The organism is Streptomyces sp. NPDC087440 (genome assembly GCF_044744005.1).
Lineage (GTDB): Bacteria > Actinomycetota > Actinomycetes > Streptomycetales > Streptomycetaceae > Streptomyces.
In genome coordinates this window covers 189680-207700 of sequence record NZ_JBIUXN010000008.1, presented here as the reverse complement: position 1 = coordinate 207700, position 18021 = coordinate 189680, and the positions used below count along the sequence as shown (strand labels likewise).

General features: G+C 71.8%; 14 protein-coding genes, 1 tRNA gene and 1 riboswitch. Of the genes, 7 read left to right on the top strand and 8 right to left on the bottom strand.

Annotation, left to right across the window (positions count from 1 at the left end):
* Positions 1 to 50: 50 nt before the first annotated feature.
* The 5 genes from ACIO3O_RS18675 to ACIO3O_RS18655 all read right to left on the bottom strand — a co-directional run bounded on the left by ACIO3O_RS18675 (position 51) and on the right by ACIO3O_RS18655 (position 7659).
* Positions 51 to 3227 carry an amidohydrolase family protein gene (locus tag ACIO3O_RS18675; RefSeq protein ID WP_401746903.1) on the bottom strand — a complete coding sequence of 1059 codons (3177 nt, stop codon included), beginning with the start codon at positions 3225 to 3227 and terminating at the stop codon, positions 51 to 53.
* Positions 3228 to 3384: 157 nt separating this feature from the next.
* Positions 3385 to 4311 (bottom strand): SGNH/GDSL hydrolase family protein, encoded by a 927-nt coding sequence (locus ACIO3O_RS18670; protein WP_401746900.1) that lies wholly within the window; start codon positions 4309 to 4311, stop codon positions 3385 to 3387.
* A 207-nt stretch (positions 4312 to 4518) separates the two neighbouring features.
* A complete protein-coding gene (locus tag ACIO3O_RS18665) occupies positions 4519 to 5112 on the bottom strand; it encodes a lytic polysaccharide monooxygenase (RefSeq protein ID WP_401746898.1) in 594 nt (197 codons plus the stop codon).
* Positions 5113 to 5302: 190 nt separating this feature from the next.
* Positions 5303 to 6463, bottom strand: a complete 1161-nt coding sequence (locus ACIO3O_RS18660; protein ID WP_401746895.1) for an SPFH domain-containing protein — start codon at positions 6461 to 6463, stop codon at positions 5303 to 5305.
* Positions 6460 to 7659: a peptidoglycan-binding protein gene (locus ACIO3O_RS18655; protein WP_401746894.1), complete on the bottom strand. Its 1200-nt coding sequence runs from the start codon at positions 7657 to 7659 to the stop codon at positions 6460 to 6462. The genes ACIO3O_RS18660 and ACIO3O_RS18655 overlap by 4 nt, the downstream gene beginning before the upstream one ends.
* Before the next feature lie 128 nt (positions 7660 to 7787).
* Between ACIO3O_RS18655 and ACIO3O_RS18650 the strand changes: the two genes are divergently transcribed.
* From ACIO3O_RS18650 to ACIO3O_RS18640, 3 genes are all read left to right on the top strand, one after another.
* Positions 7788 to 7861: transfer RNA gene (locus ACIO3O_RS18650), tRNA-Lys, on the top strand.
* Between the two features lie 427 nt (positions 7862 to 8288).
* Positions 8289 to 10301, top strand: coding sequence for a glycosyltransferase family 2 protein (locus ACIO3O_RS18645; RefSeq protein ID WP_401746891.1), 2013 nt, complete (start codon positions 8289 to 8291; stop codon positions 10299 to 10301).
* On the top strand, positions 10298 to 12241 hold the full coding sequence (locus ACIO3O_RS18640; protein WP_401746888.1) for a galactose oxidase-like domain-containing protein: 1944 nt from the start codon (positions 10298 to 10300) through the stop codon (positions 12239 to 12241). The genes ACIO3O_RS18645 and ACIO3O_RS18640 overlap by 4 nt, the downstream gene beginning before the upstream one ends.
* Before the next feature lie 85 nt (positions 12242 to 12326).
* Here ACIO3O_RS18640 and ACIO3O_RS18635 read toward each other — a convergent pair whose 3' ends face one another.
* Positions 12327 to 13340: a glycoside hydrolase family 6 protein gene (locus tag ACIO3O_RS18635; RefSeq protein WP_401746886.1), complete on the bottom strand. Its 1014-nt coding sequence runs from the start codon at positions 13338 to 13340 to the stop codon at positions 12327 to 12329.
* A 327-nt stretch (positions 13341 to 13667) separates the two neighbouring features.
* On the opposite strand from ACIO3O_RS18635, the gene ACIO3O_RS18630 reads away from it, so the two are divergent.
* The 4 genes from ACIO3O_RS18630 to ACIO3O_RS18615 all read left to right on the top strand — a co-directional run bounded on the left by ACIO3O_RS18630 (position 13668) and on the right by ACIO3O_RS18615 (position 16765).
* A complete protein-coding gene (locus tag ACIO3O_RS18630) occupies positions 13668 to 14399 on the top strand; it encodes an ANTAR domain-containing protein (protein WP_401746883.1) in 732 nt (243 codons plus the stop codon).
* A 59-nt stretch (positions 14400 to 14458) separates the two neighbouring features.
* Positions 14459 to 15202, top strand: coding sequence for a GAF and ANTAR domain-containing protein (locus ACIO3O_RS18625; protein ID WP_401746881.1), 744 nt, complete (start codon positions 14459 to 14461; stop codon positions 15200 to 15202).
* Between the two features lie 378 nt (positions 15203 to 15580).
* A riboswitch (cobalamin riboswitch) is annotated at positions 15581 to 15661 on the top strand.
* 58 nt (positions 15662 to 15719) lie between these two features.
* Complete coding sequence (locus ACIO3O_RS18620) at positions 15720 to 15941, top strand: CbtB-domain containing protein (protein WP_189824037.1); 222 nt, start codon at positions 15720 to 15722, stop codon at positions 15939 to 15941.
* A 17-nt stretch (positions 15942 to 15958) separates the two neighbouring features.
* Positions 15959 to 16765, top strand: coding sequence for a CbtA family protein (locus tag ACIO3O_RS18615; RefSeq protein WP_401746878.1), 807 nt, complete (start codon positions 15959 to 15961; stop codon positions 16763 to 16765).
* Here the strand turns inward: ACIO3O_RS18615 and ACIO3O_RS18610 are convergent.
* Positions 16726 to 17406, bottom strand: a complete 681-nt coding sequence (locus tag ACIO3O_RS18610) for a class F sortase (RefSeq protein WP_401746876.1) — start codon at positions 17404 to 17406, stop codon at positions 16726 to 16728. The genes ACIO3O_RS18615 and ACIO3O_RS18610 overlap by 40 nt on opposite strands.
* A gap of 42 nt (positions 17407 to 17448) precedes the next feature.
* On the bottom strand, positions 17449 to 17982 hold the full coding sequence (locus tag ACIO3O_RS18605) for a hypothetical protein (protein ID WP_401746874.1): 534 nt from the start codon (positions 17980 to 17982) through the stop codon (positions 17449 to 17451).
* Between the last annotated feature and the right edge of the window lie 39 nt (positions 17983 to 18021).

The window sequence follows — 18021 nt, the reverse complement described above, 5'->3', positions numbered from 1 at the left end:
CCAGCACCGGTGGAGCCGGGGTCGGCCGCCGCCGCCCCCGGGCGTCCGGGTCAGCAGCAGCCGCCCTCCTGCATCTGGTCGCGGACCGCGTGCCAGGGGTCCGCGTCCGCCCGCCGTGCGGAGGCCGCGACGCCCCGGCCCGCGTAGGCCGCCCCCAGCTCCGCCGTCTCGTGGACGCGGCCGCCCACCACCGTCGCCCGCACCCGCACCAGGTCGTCGAAGTCGGCCAGCGGGTTGCCCTCCACGATGGTCAGGTCGCCCAGCTTGCCCACCTCGACCGTGCCCAGGTCGCCGTCCGCCCCGAAGAGCTCGGCCGGGGTCCTGGTGACCGTCCGCAGCGCCTCCGCCGCCGTGAAGCCGCCCCGTACCAGCGCCCGCAGCACCACGTGCAGGGCAAGGCCGACGGTCATGATGGGGGTGTCGGTGCCGATCGCCATCCGCCCGCCCGCGTCCACGAGCCCCCGGTACGTCGCCAGCTCCCGCCGCAGCGCGAGGCGTTCGGTGTCGGTGGGGCGTTTGGCCGCGGTCGCCCGGACCGCAGCCGCGTCCCACGGCGGCATCATCGCGGTGACCCGCACGTCGTCGGCCAGTTCGGGGAAGTCCCCGAGGAGCGGGGAGGCGACGAAGGGGGTGGCGAGGAGCTTCAGCCCGCCCTCGGTGTAGGCGGCGACCGTGTCCGCGTACGTGAAGCCCTCGCTCGTCGCCCCGTGCCCCTGCTCGGCGCGTTCGGTGGCGATGAGGTGGCTGGTCAGGTCCTCGCCGCTCTGCACGCCCTGCGAGACCAGGTGGGAGCCGGACAGCACGCCCAGTTCCTCGTGCCCGAAGCGGGCCGCCTTGCGCATGTGGGTCAGCGGGGACCGTACGTACGTCTTCACGAAGTCCCAGTCCAGTGCGGCGCCCCGGGCCAGCGAGCGGCGCAGTCCGGCGTCGGTGCGGTGGGCGCGGCCCATGCTGTAGGCGACCCGCGAGCCGTCGAGGAGTTCGCCGGTGGTGAGCAGGCGCGGCCCGTTGAGGCGTCCGGCGACGATGTCCTCCCGCAGCCTGGCCTGTTCGTAGGAGAACCCGGCCAGGGACACGGTGGTGGTGATGCCGTACGCCAGCGAGACGGCGGTCTGCCGTGCCCCGTACGTGTACTGCCAGGGGTGGGTGTGCGCGTCCCACAGGCCCGGCAGGACGGTCTGCCGGGACGCGTCGACGAAGCGGCCCGCCGGGCGGCCCTCCCGGTGCGGTTCGATCGCGGTGATCCGGCCGTCGCGGATGAGGATGTCGACGTCGGTGCGCAGCCGCCCGTCGGTGGCGGTGCCGTCCCAGAGCCGTCCGGCGTGCACGACGACGTCGGCGGGCGCGGAGCTGCGGTAGTCGAGCCGGACCGGGATCTCGCGCCCCTCGCCCTTCGCCCCCCGGGTGGTGAGCCGCACCTTCCCCTCGGCGAGGTAGAGCAGGGTGCGCGAGTCGGCGGCCCAACTCGGGTGGTCCGCACCGGCGTCGGAGACTTGGCGCGCCTCCCCCGCCGGGGTGCCGTCCGCCCGCACCGGCAGCACCCACAGCGCGGACTCGCTGACCACGGCGAGCCACGTGCCGTCGTGCGACCAGGCGGGCCCGGAGGCGTACCGGTCGGAGAGCGAGCCGAAGCGGGCGACGGGGTGCAGCCGGGAGGCGCCCGTCGCGACCTCCACCACCCGGATCAGGTTGTAGCCCTCCCGGAAGCGGTAGTTGAGCCGGTTGCGGTCCGCGTAGGCGACGTAGCGGCCGTCCGGCGACCAGCTGGGCGGCCCGGGCAGCCCGCCCCCGCCGAGCGGGGCGGCGACGACCTTCTCGGTCCCGGCCGCCAGATCCCGTACGACCAGGCCTCCCGCCATGTCGAGGGCGGCCAGCCGCTTGCCGTCCGGCGAGAGCGCGGGGTGGGTGCGGCCGCCTGCGGCCAGCAACTCGTCCTTGCCCGTGGCGAGTTCGATCCTGCGCACCGCGTTGAGCCCGTCGCGGTCGTCGACGTACAGCAGCCACCGTCCGTCGCGGCTGAAGGACGGGCCTTGCAGATAGACGCTCGGCCGCGCCTCCACCAGCCGCTTCGGCCGGGCGCCGCGCCCCGACGTGGGCTGCACCCACAGGGAGTTGAGGGCGACGAAGGCGAAGGACTTCCCGTCGGGGGCGAGCACCGGCTGCTGGATGCCGCGCACGCGCCGGGTGCCGCGCGGCTCGAAGGCGTACCTCTTCACCCGGTACGCGGGCCGCTCGACCGGCAGTGTCGCGTTGAACGGCACCTTCTCCCCGGTGGGCGCGCGGTGCGGCCGCAGGATCTGGAACTGCCCGTCGAGCGTGACCAGCAGCCGCTCCTCGTCCAGCCAGCGGGGCGGCACGACGGCGAGCGAGCCCTCGACCGGAACCTGCTTGCCGTCGACGACGAGCGCGACGGGCTGGAAGCGGGCGGTGGCGCCGGTCGCGGTGGTGCGCAGCCAGGCGGTGCGGCCGCCCGGGGAGACGGCGGGGGTCTGGAGTCCGCCGGGCGGGGCGGTGTCCGGCTCGGCGTGCACGACCTCGACCGGGCCGTCGCCCGTCGCGGGGACGGCGGCGACCGTACGGGCCTGGAGTGCGGCCCCGTCGACGGCGCCGCGCACGAACAGCACCCGGGAGCCGTCGCCGCCCCACGCGGGGTCGAAGTCCTCCCAGGGCTTGTCCTGGTGCGGCCCGTTCTGCCCGGCCAGGCCGGTGACCTGCCGCAGCTTCCCGCTGGCGACCTCGACGGTCCAGATCCGGTACGGGCTGCCCTGGACCGGGTCGCCGCCGCGCTCGGAGGAGAAGGCGAGCCGGGTGCCGTCCGGCGACCAGACGGGCCCCCGGTCGTCCCACGGCCCGTCGGTGAGGGCGCGCAGCCCGCCGCCGTCGGCGTCCAGCACCCAGAGGTGGAAGTGGCCGCCCCGGTAGGCGGAGACGGCGATGCGGCGGCCGTCGGGCGACAGGACGGGGCGGGAGGGTTCGAGGTCGGGCGGGGTGAGGGCCTTGGCTGCTCTGCCGTCGGCCCGGAAGGACCACAGGACGTTCTGGACCTCGGCGACGAAGTGACCCCGGTGGGCGGTGGCGGAGCCGTTGGTGGCGGCGGTGAGATGCAGGGCCCGGGGCGCGGCGGCGGCGGCCGGGGCGCTCCCGGCGGCCCCGGCACCTCCCACGGCGACGGCTCCGACAGTGACGGTGGCGGCTTGCAGGAAGGTGCGGCGGGGCAGGGAGGGCACGGTGGACTCCGGGGGGACTCGGGGGCACGGACCCCACCAGGGAACGGGGTGGGGACGCGGGACGGGCCCATCCCTGCCCACAATTCACGTGTCGGCAACGGTGGTTGAGACCCCGGCAACGTACGGGCCGGGGTCTGGCCGAAACGGGAGGGGGCGGTCAGTGGGAGCGGATCGTGGCCAGGACCGTGCGGGCCTGGTGGTCGGCGCCGAGCCGGTTGGGGTGGAAGGGGACGGCCAGGCCCGGGGGGTTGGTGGAGAGGGGCAGGACGCCCTCCACCCACTTCGTGCCGGACGGCTGGCACACGTCGTGCCCCGTCGACCCGGAGTAGGTGTCGACCAGTTCGGCCCCGGTGTCCGCCGCCGCCTTCGCCAGCACCCCGTTCAGCTCCTTGAGCCGCGCCCCGAACCACATCAGGTCCTGGTTCCAGATCTGGACGTACGGGTAACAGCCCCGGTCGGGCACCGCTCCGGCCATGTAGTCGACGAGCAGGACGCGCGCCTTGGGGGAACGCTTCCTGATGCCTTCGACGGCCGCCCGCACCTTCGGCCCGACCGTCGCGATCTGCGCGGACATCAGGTCGGAGCCGTCCTCGGCGGTCCAGTCCCGCACACAGGACCGGCCCACCGGGTGGGGCAGCAGGTTGATGCATCCGGTGACGGCCCCGGCGAGTCCGGCGTCGTTGCCGCCGATGCCGAGGGTGACCAGGTCGGTGTCGGGGGTCAGCCGGTCGAACTGGGGCGAGTTCACCCCGGTGGCGATGAGCGGGAAGACGTTGACGTCCTGCTCGGCGGTGAGGTGCTCGGTGGTGGCGGCCCCGCAGGTGGCGTCCCGGAACACGGAAACGCCGAGCGTGGCGGCGACCTGCTTGGGGTAGTTCCAGCTGCTCTGCGCGCAGCCGCTGGGCGCGTGCCGCGCGTCGATGCCGAGGATCGTCACGTCGGCGGACCAGGAGTCCCCGAGCGCCACGTACTCCCGGTACTGCCGCTGCGGCGCGTCGGCCGCCTGCGCGGAGGCGGGGAGGGCGGCCGCCCCCAGGGCTCCGAGTGCGGCAAGGGCGACGGCCAGACGGCGAACGGATCTCACGACGTACCTCCGGGACGGGACAGGGCGAGCGGGCGCACAGCACGAGCAGCAGAACGTGAACGGGATTCAGCTTTGGATTCCCGTACGCATCCAGCCCTGGAAACACGCCCCTTCGCAGCCCTTCGCCCCGGAATTCACCCGTACGGCGTGGGCCGCCCCCGGTTCGCACCGGGGACGGCCCACACGGACGCCTTCAACGGGGTGCGCTCAGAACTGCACGTCCGAGCACGCGTAGAACGCGTTCGCGGTGTCCGCCACGTTCCACACCGCGAGCACGATGTGGCGGCCCGACTTGCCGCCGGGGATCGTTCCCTGGTGGGTCAGTGTCGCGGGCGGCTGCTTGCCGCCGTACGGCACGTTCAGGAACGGCTGCGGGTCGAGCGAGGCCCGGGTGAGCGGCTTGCTCGGGTCCCAGCCCTGCTTGGTGATGTAGTACCGGAAGTCCGACGTGGCGTGCCGCGCCGTGAACTGCCAGCGGAAGGAGTAGCCCTGCCCGCCGGTGACCTTGGTGGCGGGCCAGGCGCCGGCCCTCGGGTCGTCGAGCTGTGCGAACTGGCTGTTGCCGCCCGCACATATCCGGCCGTCGGCCGGGCCTGCCGCCGGGAAGCCCTTGGGGCCCTCGACGCTCTGCGGTTCCCACTGGATGGAGCCGCAGTTCTTCACGGTGCCGTTGTTGCAGAGTTTCTGCCGGCTGATGGGTGAGTCGGTGTACCCGTGGCTGTTGGCGCTGCTGGTGGCCAGCATGGCGCTGCCCGCGACGGCGAGTCCTACGACGGCAGCACTCAGTGCCCTTTTACGCATGGTCGCTCCAGGAGAACGTGGGGGAGTTCCGGTGAGCTGTACTGGGGATGTACGGACACGCGCGCGTGGCGAAACGGGGACTGCGGTCTAGACCAAGGCCCAATGTAGGGACGGCAGTTGGACATGTCCAGACCAATGCCGGAAGTCAAGAAGACTTAAGGAAATTCGCCCGGAATTCATCCTCCCTGTGCTACCTCCCCCCGAGGTACGCGACAGTCAACTCCCTGACCAAGGAACGCCGTTCGTAGTCGTCGAGCTCCCCCACGAGCCCGCGCACGGTGAGCCTGCGCACCGTGTCCTCCACCGCGTCCACCGCCGTCGTGAGCGCCCGCTCCCGGTCCGCCGCGTCCAGCGCCGCGAACCTCCTGCGGCGCATCGCCCCGGCCACCTCCGGCGCGTACTCCACCCGCAGCGGCTGCACCGAGAACACCTCGATCCCGGCCGCCGCCGCCCGCGCCGCCACCTGCCGGGTGAGCGCGTCCCCGACCGCCGCCGCGTCCCGCACCGTCCGCCCCTCGCCGCTCCCCCCGGCCCCGAGCGCGTCGGCGGGCAGCTGCGAGAACACCCGGGCCAGCCCCGCCTCGACCTGCCCGCGCAGATGCCCGGCGTGGTCGGACACCCCGAGGGTGGCCCGCGCGGTGTCCGCCACCCGCCACACCACCAGCACGACGACCCGCAGCGGAATGCCGCCCCGGTCGGCGACCGGCAGCGGCTCGCTGCGCCAGTGCTTGAGCGTGACGTCCACCCGGCGGCGCACCAGCAGCGGGCTCAGCCACACCAGCCCCGTCCGCCGCACGCTCCCCCGGTACGCCCCGAAGAGGGTGAGCACCAGCGCGTGCCCCTCCTTCCCCCGCGTCAGCCCGCCGACCGCGCACAGCCCCACCGCGGCCAGCGCGAACAGGGCCCCCCAGTCCCCGACGCCCATCCCGTCGTACGTGCGCGGGGGCAGCCCGAGCGCCACCCGCACCGGCCCCGGGGCCAGCCCCACCCACCACAGCAGCGCGGCACAGCCGGCCGCCGCCGCCAGCCCCACGCCGACCGCCGCCCAGCCGGGGCCCGCAGGTCCCGGCCGTTCCGCCGGCGTCCGGTCCGCCGCCCGGGCGGCCCGCGACCCGGGCCCGCTCACCCGGCGCTGCTCGCCGGTGCCCTGCCGCCGTCCGACGACGGTCGCGCCCGGGGCCACCGGGGTCACCGGGGTCTCCCCCGTGTCCCCCGCCTCGTCGCGGAAGAGCAGGTGCACCGGGATCTCGGTGGTGGCCTCGTTCCTGATCACCGGGTGACGGCTCGCGGCACCGACCGCCCCCGTCCCCTTGCCCGTGGCTTCGCTCATCCTGCCCGTGGCTTCGCTCATCGGCCCGCACCCTCCGTCGTCGCCCCCGTGGCGAACAGCCGCCGCCACGTCTCCGGTCCCGGGTAGCCGTCCGCCGCCGCGCCCCGCCAGCCCTGCGCCCGCTGGAACGCCTCGACGTTGCGCCGGTCGGCCTCGCCCCAGCGGGGTCCGGGCCCCACCGTGTAGTGGTGGCCGAAGCCCCGCTCCGTCAGTCGCACCCCGAGCTGTTTGACGTACGCGTTGGACTGGCCCGGCCGGAAGTGCCGCGCGCCGGGGTAGACGGGGGCGCCGGGGGCGCCCTGCACCTGGGCGCCGCCGACGAGGCCCTTGTAGCGGTAGGCCAGATAGCGGTCGGCGTTGTTCCAGTAGCCGAGCGGGGTGGCCTGGTGGCGGGTCTGGGGGCGGGTCTGCTCGTACGCCAGGTAGTGGCCGTGGGTGTAGTCGGTCCAGCCGCCGAAGATCGTCACGTGGGAGCCGTCGTGCGGGTCGTCGGCGTTGTGGAAGAGGAGGATGTCGCCGGGCTGGAGCTGGTCCCGCGGCACCCGCACCCCGTAATCGGCGAGGCTGCCGGTCCACTCGTTGCCGGTCAGCCCCCAGGCCATCGAGACGTAGCCGGAGCAGTCCTGCCGGTATCCGTCGCGCCAGTACTTCTCCATGCTGTACGGGACCCCGGCCGCCACCCAGGTCTGGGCGCGCTTGATGATCTGGGCCCGAGTGGCGGGCTTCAGCTTCGGCGCGGCGGCGACACCGGGCGCGCCGGAAGCCCCGGGGGCGCCCGGGGTGCCGGGGGTGCCTGCCGCACCGGTCGCCGCGCCCTGTGCGCCGGGCGAGCCCGGACCCGTACCGGAGGCCGCACCGGAGGCGGAGCCGCCGTGCAGGGGTGCGGTCCGCCCCTGCGGAACCGGTACGTCCAGCTCCTCCCGGCCCCCCTTCCTCTGCTCCGCCTCCTGCGCCCGCTTCTCCTCCGCATGGTGCGCGCTGTGGTCGTGGTACTCCCCGGCCCCCGGCATCCGCTCCCCGGCAGTGCCCTCCGTCGCCCCCGCCGCTCCCCCGCCGCCCAGGACCGCCCCGGCCGCGGTGACGAGCACCAGGGCGGTCCGTGCGGTGTGACCCGCGTCACGTACGCCGGGGCCGCCCGCCCGGCGCTCCCGCCTCCGGGCGGCGCATCCGGCACAGGGACAGTCGGCGGCGGGCTGAATCTCCTCGAACTGGATCACACGCCGAGTGTCCCAACTGCCCGGACATACCGCATCTTGACGGAGTGAAATATTTGAAGACAGACATCTCGGTCACTCGTCGGTTCAAACCACTCTCGAACATCCGGTAGAGTTCTCGATGTCAGCAGGCGCCGCTAGCTCAGTTGGTTAGAGCAGCTGACTCTTAATCAGCGGGTCCGGGGTTCGAGTCCCTGGCGGCGCACGCGCAACCGAGACCCTCCCACCACCGGTGGGAGGGTCTCGGTCATTCCCACGGGTCCGGGCCCTCCCCGGAACCGCCCCGGGTCCCGGCGACCCTGCGATCGGCGACCCTTGCGATCACATGAAGAGTCGGGGAATCTATCCTGGAGCCAGTGGCTCCAATGGGGCGGACGGTTCGACGAGTTGAGGCTCGGACGGCCGACGAGGGGACGGCCGGGCCGTGCGGGGTGCGTCAGCGCCCCACGGGGTGGGGCCCCTTTCACTGATCGATGTCGGGGCGGGCATCATGCAACCGGAAGGTTGTCGTCCTGTGTCTGTGGTGATGGCGGCCTGCCCATGGATGCGTTCGGGACGGTCGAGGGGGACCGCCAGCGAGCGAAGAGACCTACGAACTCACGCAGCCAGCCTTGCGTGCGGGGGGATGACTCATGACGTCGACGCCGAGCGGCGCCGGGCAGTACCACGACCCTACCCACGACCCCACCCAGACGACGCAGCTGCGGGTTCCGCCGCCGCCGCCGGGCGGACAGGGTCGCCGACAGCAGAAGGCGCTGCCCAGGTACGACTACGAGCACTACAGCCGGCTGGCCGGTCCGCTGACCCAGCCGGACCCCGCCAAGCCGTACAAGGTCCAGTACCGCTCGCTGATCTCCCAGGAGCCGCACCGCATCCGCGCCGCGCTCCTCCTCGGCGCGGCCCCGCTGCTCTCGCTCGGTCTCTTCATCTGGCTGATGCAGCCGGGCCACTGGACGGTTCGCGACCCGAACCTGCAGGACGACCTGCTGCCCATCCTCGACATCGTCATGCTCGTGTCGATCGGCCTCATCGAGCTCTTCCGCACGATGAACGTCATCTCCAACGCGCACGCGACCCTCGTCGCCCGTGACCCGATCCCGGTCGTCCCCGAGTCCGGCACCCGGGTCGCCTTCATGACCTCCTTCGTGCCCGGCAAGGAGCCGCTCGAAATGGTCACCAAGACCCTGGAGGCGGCCGTCAAGATCCGCCACCGGGGTCTGCTGCACATCTGGCTGCTCGACGAGGGCGACGACCCCGAGGTCAAGGCCGTCTGCGCCCGTCTGGGCGTGCACCACTTCTCCCGCAAGGGCGTCGAGAAGTGGAACCAGAAGAAGGGTCCGCACCGCGCGAAGACCAAGCACGGCAACTACAACGCCTGGCTGGACGCGCACGGCGACGACTACGACTACTTCGCCTCGGTCGACACCGACCACATCCCGCTCCCGAACTACCTGGAGCGCATGCTCGGCTACTTCCGCGACCCGAACGTCGGCTTCGTCATCGGCCCGCAGGTCTACGGCAACTACGACTCCTTCGTCACCAAGGCCGCCGAGTCGCAGCAGTTCCTCTTCCACGCCCTGATCCAGCGCGCGGGCAACCGCTACGGCGCCCCCATGTTCGTGGGTACGTCCAACGCCGTACGCATCAAGGCGCTGAAGCAGATCGGCGGTCTGTACGACTCGATCACCGAGGACATGGCCACCGGCTTCGAGATCCACCGCGCCAAGAACCCGGCGACGGGCAAGAAGTGGCGCTCGGTCTACACCCCGGACGTGCTGGCCGTCGGTGAGGGCCCGTCCGCCTGGACCGACTTCTTCACCCAGCAGCTCCGCTGGTCGCGCGGTACCTACGAGACGATCCTCAAGCAGTACTGGAAGGGCTGGGGCACGCTGCCCCCCGGCAAGCTCTTCAACTACACGATGATGATCATCTTCTACCCGATGTCCGCCATGAACTGGATCCTGGCCGCACTCTCCTGTGCGCTGTTCCTGGGCATGGGCGCCTCGGGTGTCCAGATCGACCCGGTCATCTGGATGATGCTGTACGGCAACGCCTCCGCGCTCCAGATCGGCCTGTACATCTGGAACCGCCGCCACAACGTCTCCCCGCACGAGCCCGAGGGCTCCGGCGGTCTGGCCGGTATGGCGATGTCCGCGATGTCCGCCCCGCTGTACGCCCGTGCGCTCATGGACTCCGTGCTGCGCCGCAAGTCCAGCTTCGTGGTGACGCCCAAGGGCGAGTCGGCGAGCCCCGACACCCTCTTCGGCACCTTCCGCATCCACCTGTTCTTCATCGTGATCTTCGCGGGCTCCATCGGCATCTCGTACTGGCGCGGCCACTCGCACCCGGCGATGGTCACCTGGGCGTCGCTCGCCGCACTCATCACGGCGGCGCCGATCATCGCCTGGCGGGTCGGCATGCGATCCGAGAAGAAGAACGGCAGGCCCGGCCCGCAGCAGGGCCCCGGCTCCGCGGGCGAAACCCCGGAGTACGGCCAGCAGCAGGCCTTCCCCGGCCAGAACCAGGGCCAGTACCCGGTCCCCGGTCAGCACGGCGACGGCGGTCACGCCCCGCAGCAGCGGCCGAGCTGGGCCCCGGCCGACCAGACCATGCAGATCCACTCCCTTGGGGGACGTAACACATGAGTTTCCGTCCGAGCCGCCGGGCCAAGCGCCTCTCCATCACGGCGGCCGTGGTCGTCGCCGTGGCGGCGTTCAACGGGCCCGCGCTGTACCGCTTCGGTTCGGAGCAGTACCACGAGTACAAGATCAACCGCCAGGAGTACAAGGCGGAGAACGGCAAGTGGGACTTCCTCGACGTCCCCACCGACAAGAAGATCAACACGATCCACTCGGCCCTGCTGCACACCGGCAAGGTCCTGCTGATCGCGGGTTCCGGCAACAACCAGAAGAACTTCGACGCGGGCAAGTTCGAGTCGGTTCTGTGGGACCCCAAGGCCAACACGTACAAGATGATCCCGACCCCGAAGGACATGTTCTGCTCGGGGCACACGCAGCTCGGCGACGGCAAGCTGCTCGTCGCGGGCGGCACCAAGCGGTACGAGAAGCTCGACGGTGACGTCACCAAGGCCGGCGGCCTGATGGTGGTGCACAACGAGAACCCGGACAAGCCGATAACCCTGCCCGCCGGGACGGTCTTCAAGGGCAAGAAGAGCGGCAAGACCTTCGTGTCCAAGGACCCGGTGCTGGTGGAGAAGGCCAAGAAGGTCTTCGCCACGACCGGGCCCAACAAGGGCAAGTTCCTGCGCACGGAGGCGGGCCTGGGACGCACCTACGTCGAGGCGCAGCAGTCCGGCAAGCAGTACGAGACCGGCACCCAGGACAACTACGCCATCCCCTCGCTGACCGGCAAGAACGCCCAGAACACCTATGGCGTCGCCGAGAAGCTGGCCCTGGACAAGAAGGACTTCCAGGGCATCCGCGAGGCGTACGAGTTCGACCCGGTGGCGGAGAAGTACGTCGCCGTCGACCCGATGAACGAGGCCCGCTGGTACCCCTCGCTCACCACGCTCAAGGACGGCAAGGTCCTGGCGACCTCCGGCCTGGACGACATCGGCCAGATCGTCCCGGGCAAGGACGAGATCTACGACCCGAAGACGAAGGCCTGGAAGTACACGGGCTTCGAGCGGCGGCTGCCGACGTACCCCTCGCTCTTCCTGCTCAACACCGGCAAGCTGCTCTACACGGGCTCCAACGCCGGATACGGTCCCGCCGACGTCGGCCGCGACCCCGGTATCTGGGACCTGTCCGACAACAGCTTCAAGAAGGTCCCGGGCATGAGCGACCCGGACCAGCTGGAGACCTCGGCCTCGGTCATGCTGCCCCCGGCGCAGGCCCAGAAGTTCATGGTCATCGGCGGCGGCGGGGTCGGCGAGTCGGAGAAGTCCAGCGAGAAGACCCGCCTGGTCGACGCCTCCGAGGCGAACCCGACCTTCAAGGACGGCCCCTCGCTGGCCAAGGGCACCCGCTACCCGAGCGCGTCCCTGCTGCCCGACGACACCGTGCTGGTGTCCGGCGGCTCCGAGGACTACCGCGGTCGCAGCGACTCCAACATCAAGGAGGCGCGCATCTACGACCCGAAGACGAACAAGTTCAAGCAGGTCGCCGACCCGAACGTGGGCCGCAACTACCACTCCAGCACGGTGCTGCTGCCCGACGGCCGCGTGATGAGCGCGGGCTCGGACTCCCTGTTCTCGGACAAGGCCAACACCCGGCCGGGCGTCTTCGAACAGCGCATCGAGATCTACACCCCGCCCTACCTCTACCGGGACTCGCGGCCGAAGCTGAACGACGGCCCCAAGGAGCTCAAGCGGGGCGGCACCGGCACCTTCACCTCGCAGCACGCGTCGTCGATCAAGACGGCGAAGCTGATGCGGCCGAGCACGGTGACGCACATGACCGACATGGACCAGCGGTCCATCTCGCTGGAGTTCAAGAAGACGGCCGACGGCATCACCGTCACCGTCCCGAAGAACCGCGCGCTGGTGCCCTCCGGGTACTACATGCTCTTCGTGACCGACGACCAGGGCACGCCGTCCGAGGCGGTCTGGGTGGACGTCCAGTAGGCAGCACGCAGGTATGAGTAAGGGGCGCCCTCCCTGGAGGGCGCCCCTTACTGCGTTGTCGTACGGGATCTGTGGTGTACGGGATCTACTTCGCGTTCTTCGCCAGGCCCAGCGCGTAGTCCGCGAACCAGCGGCCGGCCTGCGGGCCGCCCTTGCAGGTGCCGTCGGACTCGCCGGGGCGCTTGATCCACAGCAGTGCGTGCACCTGCGGGTCGCCGGTGTCGGTGGTGGGGGACTCGCCCAGCGCGCGGCCGGGCGGGTTGCACCAGCGCTCCTCCGCCTTGCCCTTGGTGTACGGGCCGTTGCCGTTGCGGCTGGTGTCGATGACGAAGGGCTTGTTGCCCACCTTCGCCGACAGCTCCTTGCCGTACTTCTTGCTGGCCTCGGTGGAGTAGTAGTTGGAGACGTTCACCGAGAAGCCGTCGGCCTGGTCGATGCCCGACCACTTCAGCGGCTCGAAGATCTGGTCCGGCTTGCCCCAGCCCGCGTTGCCCGCGTCCAGGTAGACCTTGGTCTTCGGCTGCTGCTTGAGGGTCTTGATGGCGCCCTTGAGGAGGTCGTAGCGCTCCTCGTGGAACTTCTCCGGCGTGCAGGTGTCGACCATGTGCAGGACGGCGTCCGGCTCCAGGATGACGGTGGCCGGGCGGTCGCCGATGCCCTCGGCGACCTCCTTGACGAACTTCCGGTAGGCGTCGCCGTCGGCGGCGCCGCCGCCGGAGTACTGGCCGCAGTCACGGTGCGGGATGTTGTAGAGCACGAGGATGGCCTCGCGGTCGGCCTGGGAGGCGGCCTCGGTGAAGCCCTTGGCCTGCGCCTTGGCATTCTCCGGGATCAGCCACTCGCCGGCCGGCTGCTGGGCGATCTTCTTGATCAGTTCCTGCTTCGCCGGGTCGCTCTCCTCGGCGAGCGCCTTGGCGGCCTTGGCGTCCGGATTGACCCAGTACGGGTCGTCGCCCTTGGGGAGCTGCGTGACCGGGGCCTTGCCTCCCGTGCCCCCGGCGTCGTCGCCGCCGTCCGAGGTGCAGCCCGTCAGGAGCAGCGCGGCCCCCACCGCCACCGCCCCGAGTGCTCGCACACGTCCGTTGTAACTGCCGTACATCGACTCCCCCTTGGGCGCCTGCCGAGGACTGACCGTCTCGAAGTGACTGCTCGATATGACTGAACGTCTCAAAGTGACTGACTGTCTCGAAGATGAAAGAAGTTCCCGAGGCAGCCCCCCAGCCGCCCCTGCCCGGACACAGCCGGTCGAATCCCATCCTTCCATAGGGAACGTGCGCCCCACCGCGTGCGTTCCCGTTCGTGGGGTAGCTGTTGCACCGCGTTCAACCTGCTCCTTTGCACCGCAGGCACTAGCCTGGGGCGGCTGCGGGGAATCGCGACGCAGCGGATCGGGACTCCTCGGAGGGAGGGCGTCGTCAGCACCCGCATGACCGCCCTGCTCCACGAGCTCGCGGTCCGACGCACCGCCGGGCTCGACGAGTCCTTCGCCCGGCGCTGTGCCGACGCCCTCGGCGTGGACGGCCTCGCGGTCAGTCTCTCCGGCGGCCCGGTCTCCTCCCCCGAGCCCGTGTGCTTCTCCGGCCCGGCCAGTGCCGCGCTGGAGGACCTCCAGTTCACCCTCGGCGAGGGACCCACCCTGGAGGTGCACACCACCGGCGCGCTCGTGCTGGACGGGGACCTGGAGCTGGTGCCGCAGGAGCGCTGGCCCGCGTTCCTGCCCGCGGTGGCGGAGCTGGGGGTGCGGGCGGTGTTCGCGCTGCCCTTGCAGATCGGCGCGATCCGGCTGGGGGCGCTGACCCTGCACCGGGCGGCCGCGGGCAGCCTGAGCCCGCTGGAGCTGCGGGACGCCCTGGTCCTCAGTGACACGCTCACGCTGACCCTGCTGGGCGAGGGCTCGGACGAGGGGCCGCCGGACCCGCCCACCCCCCGGCAGACCCGGGACGCCACGCTCTACCGGGCCGAGGTCCACCAGGCCACCGGGATGATCGCGGTGCGGCTCGGGGTGCCGCCCGCCGCCGCCCTGGTCCGGCTGCGGGCCTACGCGTACGCCGCCGACGAGCCCATCCTGGACGTGGCCCGGGACGTGGTGGCGCGGCGGCTGGTTTTCACCCCCGAAGGCGCTCTGCGGGACGGCGACGGACAGGGCACGGCACGATGACGAAGGGGAAGCGCTCCGGCGCCCCCACCCGGCAGCACGACAGATGTGGGTGACGAGGCATGGACAGCAGCGTGCGCGAGCAGAAAATCGCGGCGGCCTTCGTCGAACTCGCCGACACCCTGGTCGACGACTTCGACGTGATCGACTTCCTGCAGCGGCTGGCCGCCCGCTGCGTGGAACTCCTGGACGTCTCGGCGGCCGGGCTGATGCTGGCGACGCCGCACGGCGAGCTCCAGACCGCGGCCTCCTCCGACGAGCGCGCCTGGCTGCTGGAACTGTTGGAGATCCAGCACCAGGAGGGCCCCTGTCTGGAGTGCTACCGCAGCCGCAGCACGGTCATGCCGGTGTCCCTGGACAGCACGGAGACCCTGCTGCGCTGGCCGGTGTTCGCCCCGCGCGCCCGGGAGTACGGTTTCCGCTCCACGTACGCGATCCCGCTGCGGCTGCGCGAGACGGTGATCGGGGCGCTGAACCTGTTCACCCACACCCCGCGTCTCAGCCTGCCGCCGGGCGAGGTCGCGCTCGCCCAGGCGCTGGCGGACGCGGCGACCATCGGCATCCTCCAGCAGCGCACCGTACGGCAGTCGGAGCTGGTGGCCGGGCAGCTCCAGTCGGCGCTGACCAGCCGGGTGCGGCTGGAGCAGGCGAAGGGCATGCTCGCCGAGCGGTGGACGGTCTCGGTGGACGAGGCGTTCGAGTCGCTGCGGGCGTACGCGCGCCGGGAGGACCGGCAGCTGTCGGAGGTGGCGCTGGACATCGTGGTGGGGAAGCTGGACTCGGCGCAGGTGCGGGGCGACGCGTGAGGGGTACGCCGGGGCAGCGGCGACCCCTCCCCGGGACACGCGCAGCGACTTTGCTGTGACTTTGCGTCAATTACCCTCTGGAGAACGGGGCTTGACCGCTCTACAGTAGGAGAGCGGCCCCAGCCCCCGGCCCGTGAATCCGAGTTGGCTCTTCCACAGAACCTCCCGCGACGGCGCCGGGCTTCTCCCGCAGTTCGTGCGCGCGCGGTCGAGGACCAGCCCGGCCGACAGCTCCGGGGGGAGCGAGCAGTCGGCCGGGCCAGGTGCCCTCCCGCCTCGCCGCCCACCTGGGGTTTCCCTCACACCGGACGCCCATTGACAGTGCACTGCCAGACTGGGACTCTCCGGAGGACAACTTCACACGTCGAGGCGACGGCGATCAGGAACTCCGGTGCGACTCCGGGACGGTCCCGCCACTGTGACCGCACCTCCCCCGCGGGGTGCGGAAGTCAGGAACTGGACCGTCGCCTCTCCTGCCTTGGGGCGTGGAAACCCCAGAAGGAGGGCTCACCCCGTCATGTCTGCCTCTGCCCCGCAGTCCGCACAGACCGCCACCGACCTCGCGTCGGCGACCACCCGCACCCGGGATCTGCTGATCCTGGCCGCCGCGGTGATCGTCGCCCTGATCGCGCTGTACGCCGTGTTCATGGACAACGGCCACATCATCTCCGCGACCGGCAGCTACCTGCACGAGTTCTCGCACGACGGCAGGCACCTCTTCGGTGCCCCGTGCCACTGATCGGGGTCGCGCACACCATGAGCAACCCCACTCTCACCCTGCTCGGCCGCGGCGTCGCGGCGGGCGGGGTCGCAGGCCTGGTCACGGGCCTGTTCTCGCTGCTGCTCGCCGAACCCGTGATGGACCGGGCGATCGTCCTCGAAGAGGCCCGGTCGGCGAAGGAGGAGGCGGCCGAGCACGCGCACGCGGCGGCCGGCGCGGTCGCCGAGCACCACGAGGAGCTCTTCACGCGCGGCCAGCAGCACTTCGGCCTCGTCGTCACGGCGATCGTCGCGGGCCTGGCGCTGGGCGCGCTGTTCGCCGTCGCCTACGCGCTGGTCCACCGCCGTACGGGATATCTCGTACGGGCCTGGCCGCGCGCCCTCGCGTTCTGCGCCGCCGCGTTCGTCGCGGTCGCCCTGCTGCCGGGGCTGCGCTACCCGGCGGCCCCGCCCGGCGTCGGTGACGCCAACACGGTCGGCGAACGGCAGCAGTTGTGGCTGGCGGCCGTCGTGATCGGCATCCTGGGCATGCTGCTGGCCCGGCAGTTGTACGTACGTCTGGCGGGCAGGCCGCAGCCGCTGCGTCACGGCGTGGTGTTCCTGACCGGCGCCGTGACGCTCGCGGTGCTGTTCCTGCTGCCGGGCAACCCGGACGAAGTCCCCGTACCGGCAACGCTGTTGTGGGACTTCCGGGTGCTGTCGCTGGGGTCGCAGGTGCTGCTGTGGGCCGTGTTCGCCGCGGTGTTCGGCGGGCTGGGGCTGCGGGCCGCGGCGAGGGCCGGGGTCAACTCCCCCGCTGCGGCTCAGGACTTGGCCGGAGCGTCCGTGGCACCCGTCAAGTAGGCCGAGACGACCACGTTGGCCGTGTAGTGCTTGGCCTCGTGGTCGTAGGTGCCGCCGCAGGTGATCAGCCGCAGTTCGGCCCGGCCGTCCTCGTGCTGGCCGTACGCCCGCTTCGCGTCGAACTTGTCCCGGCTGAAGACCTGGACGTCGTCGATCGTGAACTCGGCGACGGAGCCGTCCGCCCCGGTGACCTTGACCTGCTCGCCGGGGCGGGCGGAGCTGAGCCCGTAGAAGACGGCGGGCTTGCTCTGCGTGTCGACGTGCCCCACCATCAGCGCCACGCCGCTGCCGCCCGGGCGCACCCCGTTCCCGTACCAGCCGACCGCTTTGGGCTGTTCGTACGGCGGCGGGTCGACCGCCCCCGTCCCGTCCAGCCCGCGGGCGCTGACGGGGGCGGTGATGCCCAGCGAGGGGATGTCGAGGCGGGCCGGGCGGGTGCCCGTGACCGGCTCGTGCGCCTCGGGGAGTTCGATCTGCAGCAGTGGGCGTCCCACCGCGGCCACGTCACCGGTGGTCGGGGCGGCGCTGCCGCCCGGTCCGTCGGTGAGGTCGCGGCCCCACAGCCACAGTCCGAGGAGCAGCACCGCCCAGGCGATGCCGGTGAGCGCGCGGCCCTTGCCGGGGGCTTGGTCGGTGGTCATGTCACTCCCCTGGAGGTGTCGGCTCCGGACGCCGGGCTGGACTCAGTGCGAGCCGCCGCGGCGCTTGCGTACGGATCGGCCCGCGATGGCGATCGCCGCCGCGCCCGCGAGGCCGAGGCCGATGAGGGTGTGCGGGGTGCCCGGGCCGTCGGACTCGGCGGCCAGGGCGGTGCCGCCGCCGCCCGCGCGGACCGGGGCGGTCGGGTCGACCCTGCGGTGCACGACGGTGACGTTGCCGCTGGCGGAGCCGGGGCCGTCCTCGCACTTGACGTTGATGCTGTAGTCGCGGCCCGAGGCGTCGGAGCGGATGCGGGCCTCGGCGAAGAGGCCGCCGTCGGCCGCGGGGTTGAAGTACGCGGGTGAGGAGAACGCCTCCGAGGTGCCGACGGCCTTCTTGCCGCCGCACACGCTGACCCGCAGATCCACCTCCCCGCCGGCCGCGATGGTGGACGGGGTGACGGTGACACTGCCGTGGGACTCTTCGTTGTCCGTCACGGCGGCGAGGGCGGTGGACGCGGGGACGAGTACCGCCGCGAGCACCGCACCCGCACACAGAGTGAGCTGTGCTGAGCGCATAGTGAACCTCCTGGTACTTCAAGAAGATCCACGCGCCGG

What these genes read in the sequence shown, in the direction of transcription:
- ACIO3O_RS18665 (WP_401746898.1), bottom strand. Translation starts at nt 5,112, where the DNA reads ATGCGTAAAAGGGCACTGAGTGCTGCCGTCGTAGGACTCGCCGTCGCG.
- ACIO3O_RS18660 (WP_401746895.1), bottom strand. Translation starts at nt 6,463, where the DNA reads ATGAGCGAAGCCACGGGCAGGATGAGCGAAGCCACGGGCAAGGGGACG.
- ACIO3O_RS18645 (WP_401746891.1), top strand. Translation starts at nt 8,289, where the DNA reads ATGACGTCGACGCCGAGCGGCGCCGGGCAGTACCACGACCCTACCCAC.
- ACIO3O_RS18640 (WP_401746888.1), top strand. Translation starts at nt 10,298, where the DNA reads ATGAGTTTCCGTCCGAGCCGCCGGGCCAAGCGCCTCTCCATCACGGCG.
- ACIO3O_RS18635 (WP_401746886.1), bottom strand. Translation starts at nt 13,340, where the DNA reads ATGTACGGCAGTTACAACGGACGTGTGCGAGCACTCGGGGCGGTGGCG.
- ACIO3O_RS18630 (WP_401746883.1), top strand. Translation starts at nt 13,668, where the DNA reads ATGACCGCCCTGCTCCACGAGCTCGCGGTCCGACGCACCGCCGGGCTC.
- ACIO3O_RS18625 (WP_401746881.1), top strand. Translation starts at nt 14,459, where the DNA reads ATGGACAGCAGCGTGCGCGAGCAGAAAATCGCGGCGGCCTTCGTCGAA.
- ACIO3O_RS18620 (WP_189824037.1), top strand. Translation starts at nt 15,720, where the DNA reads ATGTCTGCCTCTGCCCCGCAGTCCGCACAGACCGCCACCGACCTCGCG.
- ACIO3O_RS18615 (WP_401746878.1), top strand. Translation starts at nt 15,959, where the DNA reads ATGAGCAACCCCACTCTCACCCTGCTCGGCCGCGGCGTCGCGGCGGGC.
- ACIO3O_RS18610 (WP_401746876.1), bottom strand. Translation starts at nt 17,406, where the DNA reads ATGACCACCGACCAAGCCCCCGGCAAGGGCCGCGCGCTCACCGGCATC.
- ACIO3O_RS18605 (WP_401746874.1), bottom strand. Translation starts at nt 17,982, where the DNA reads ATGCGCTCAGCACAGCTCACTCTGTGTGCGGGTGCGGTGCTCGCGGCG.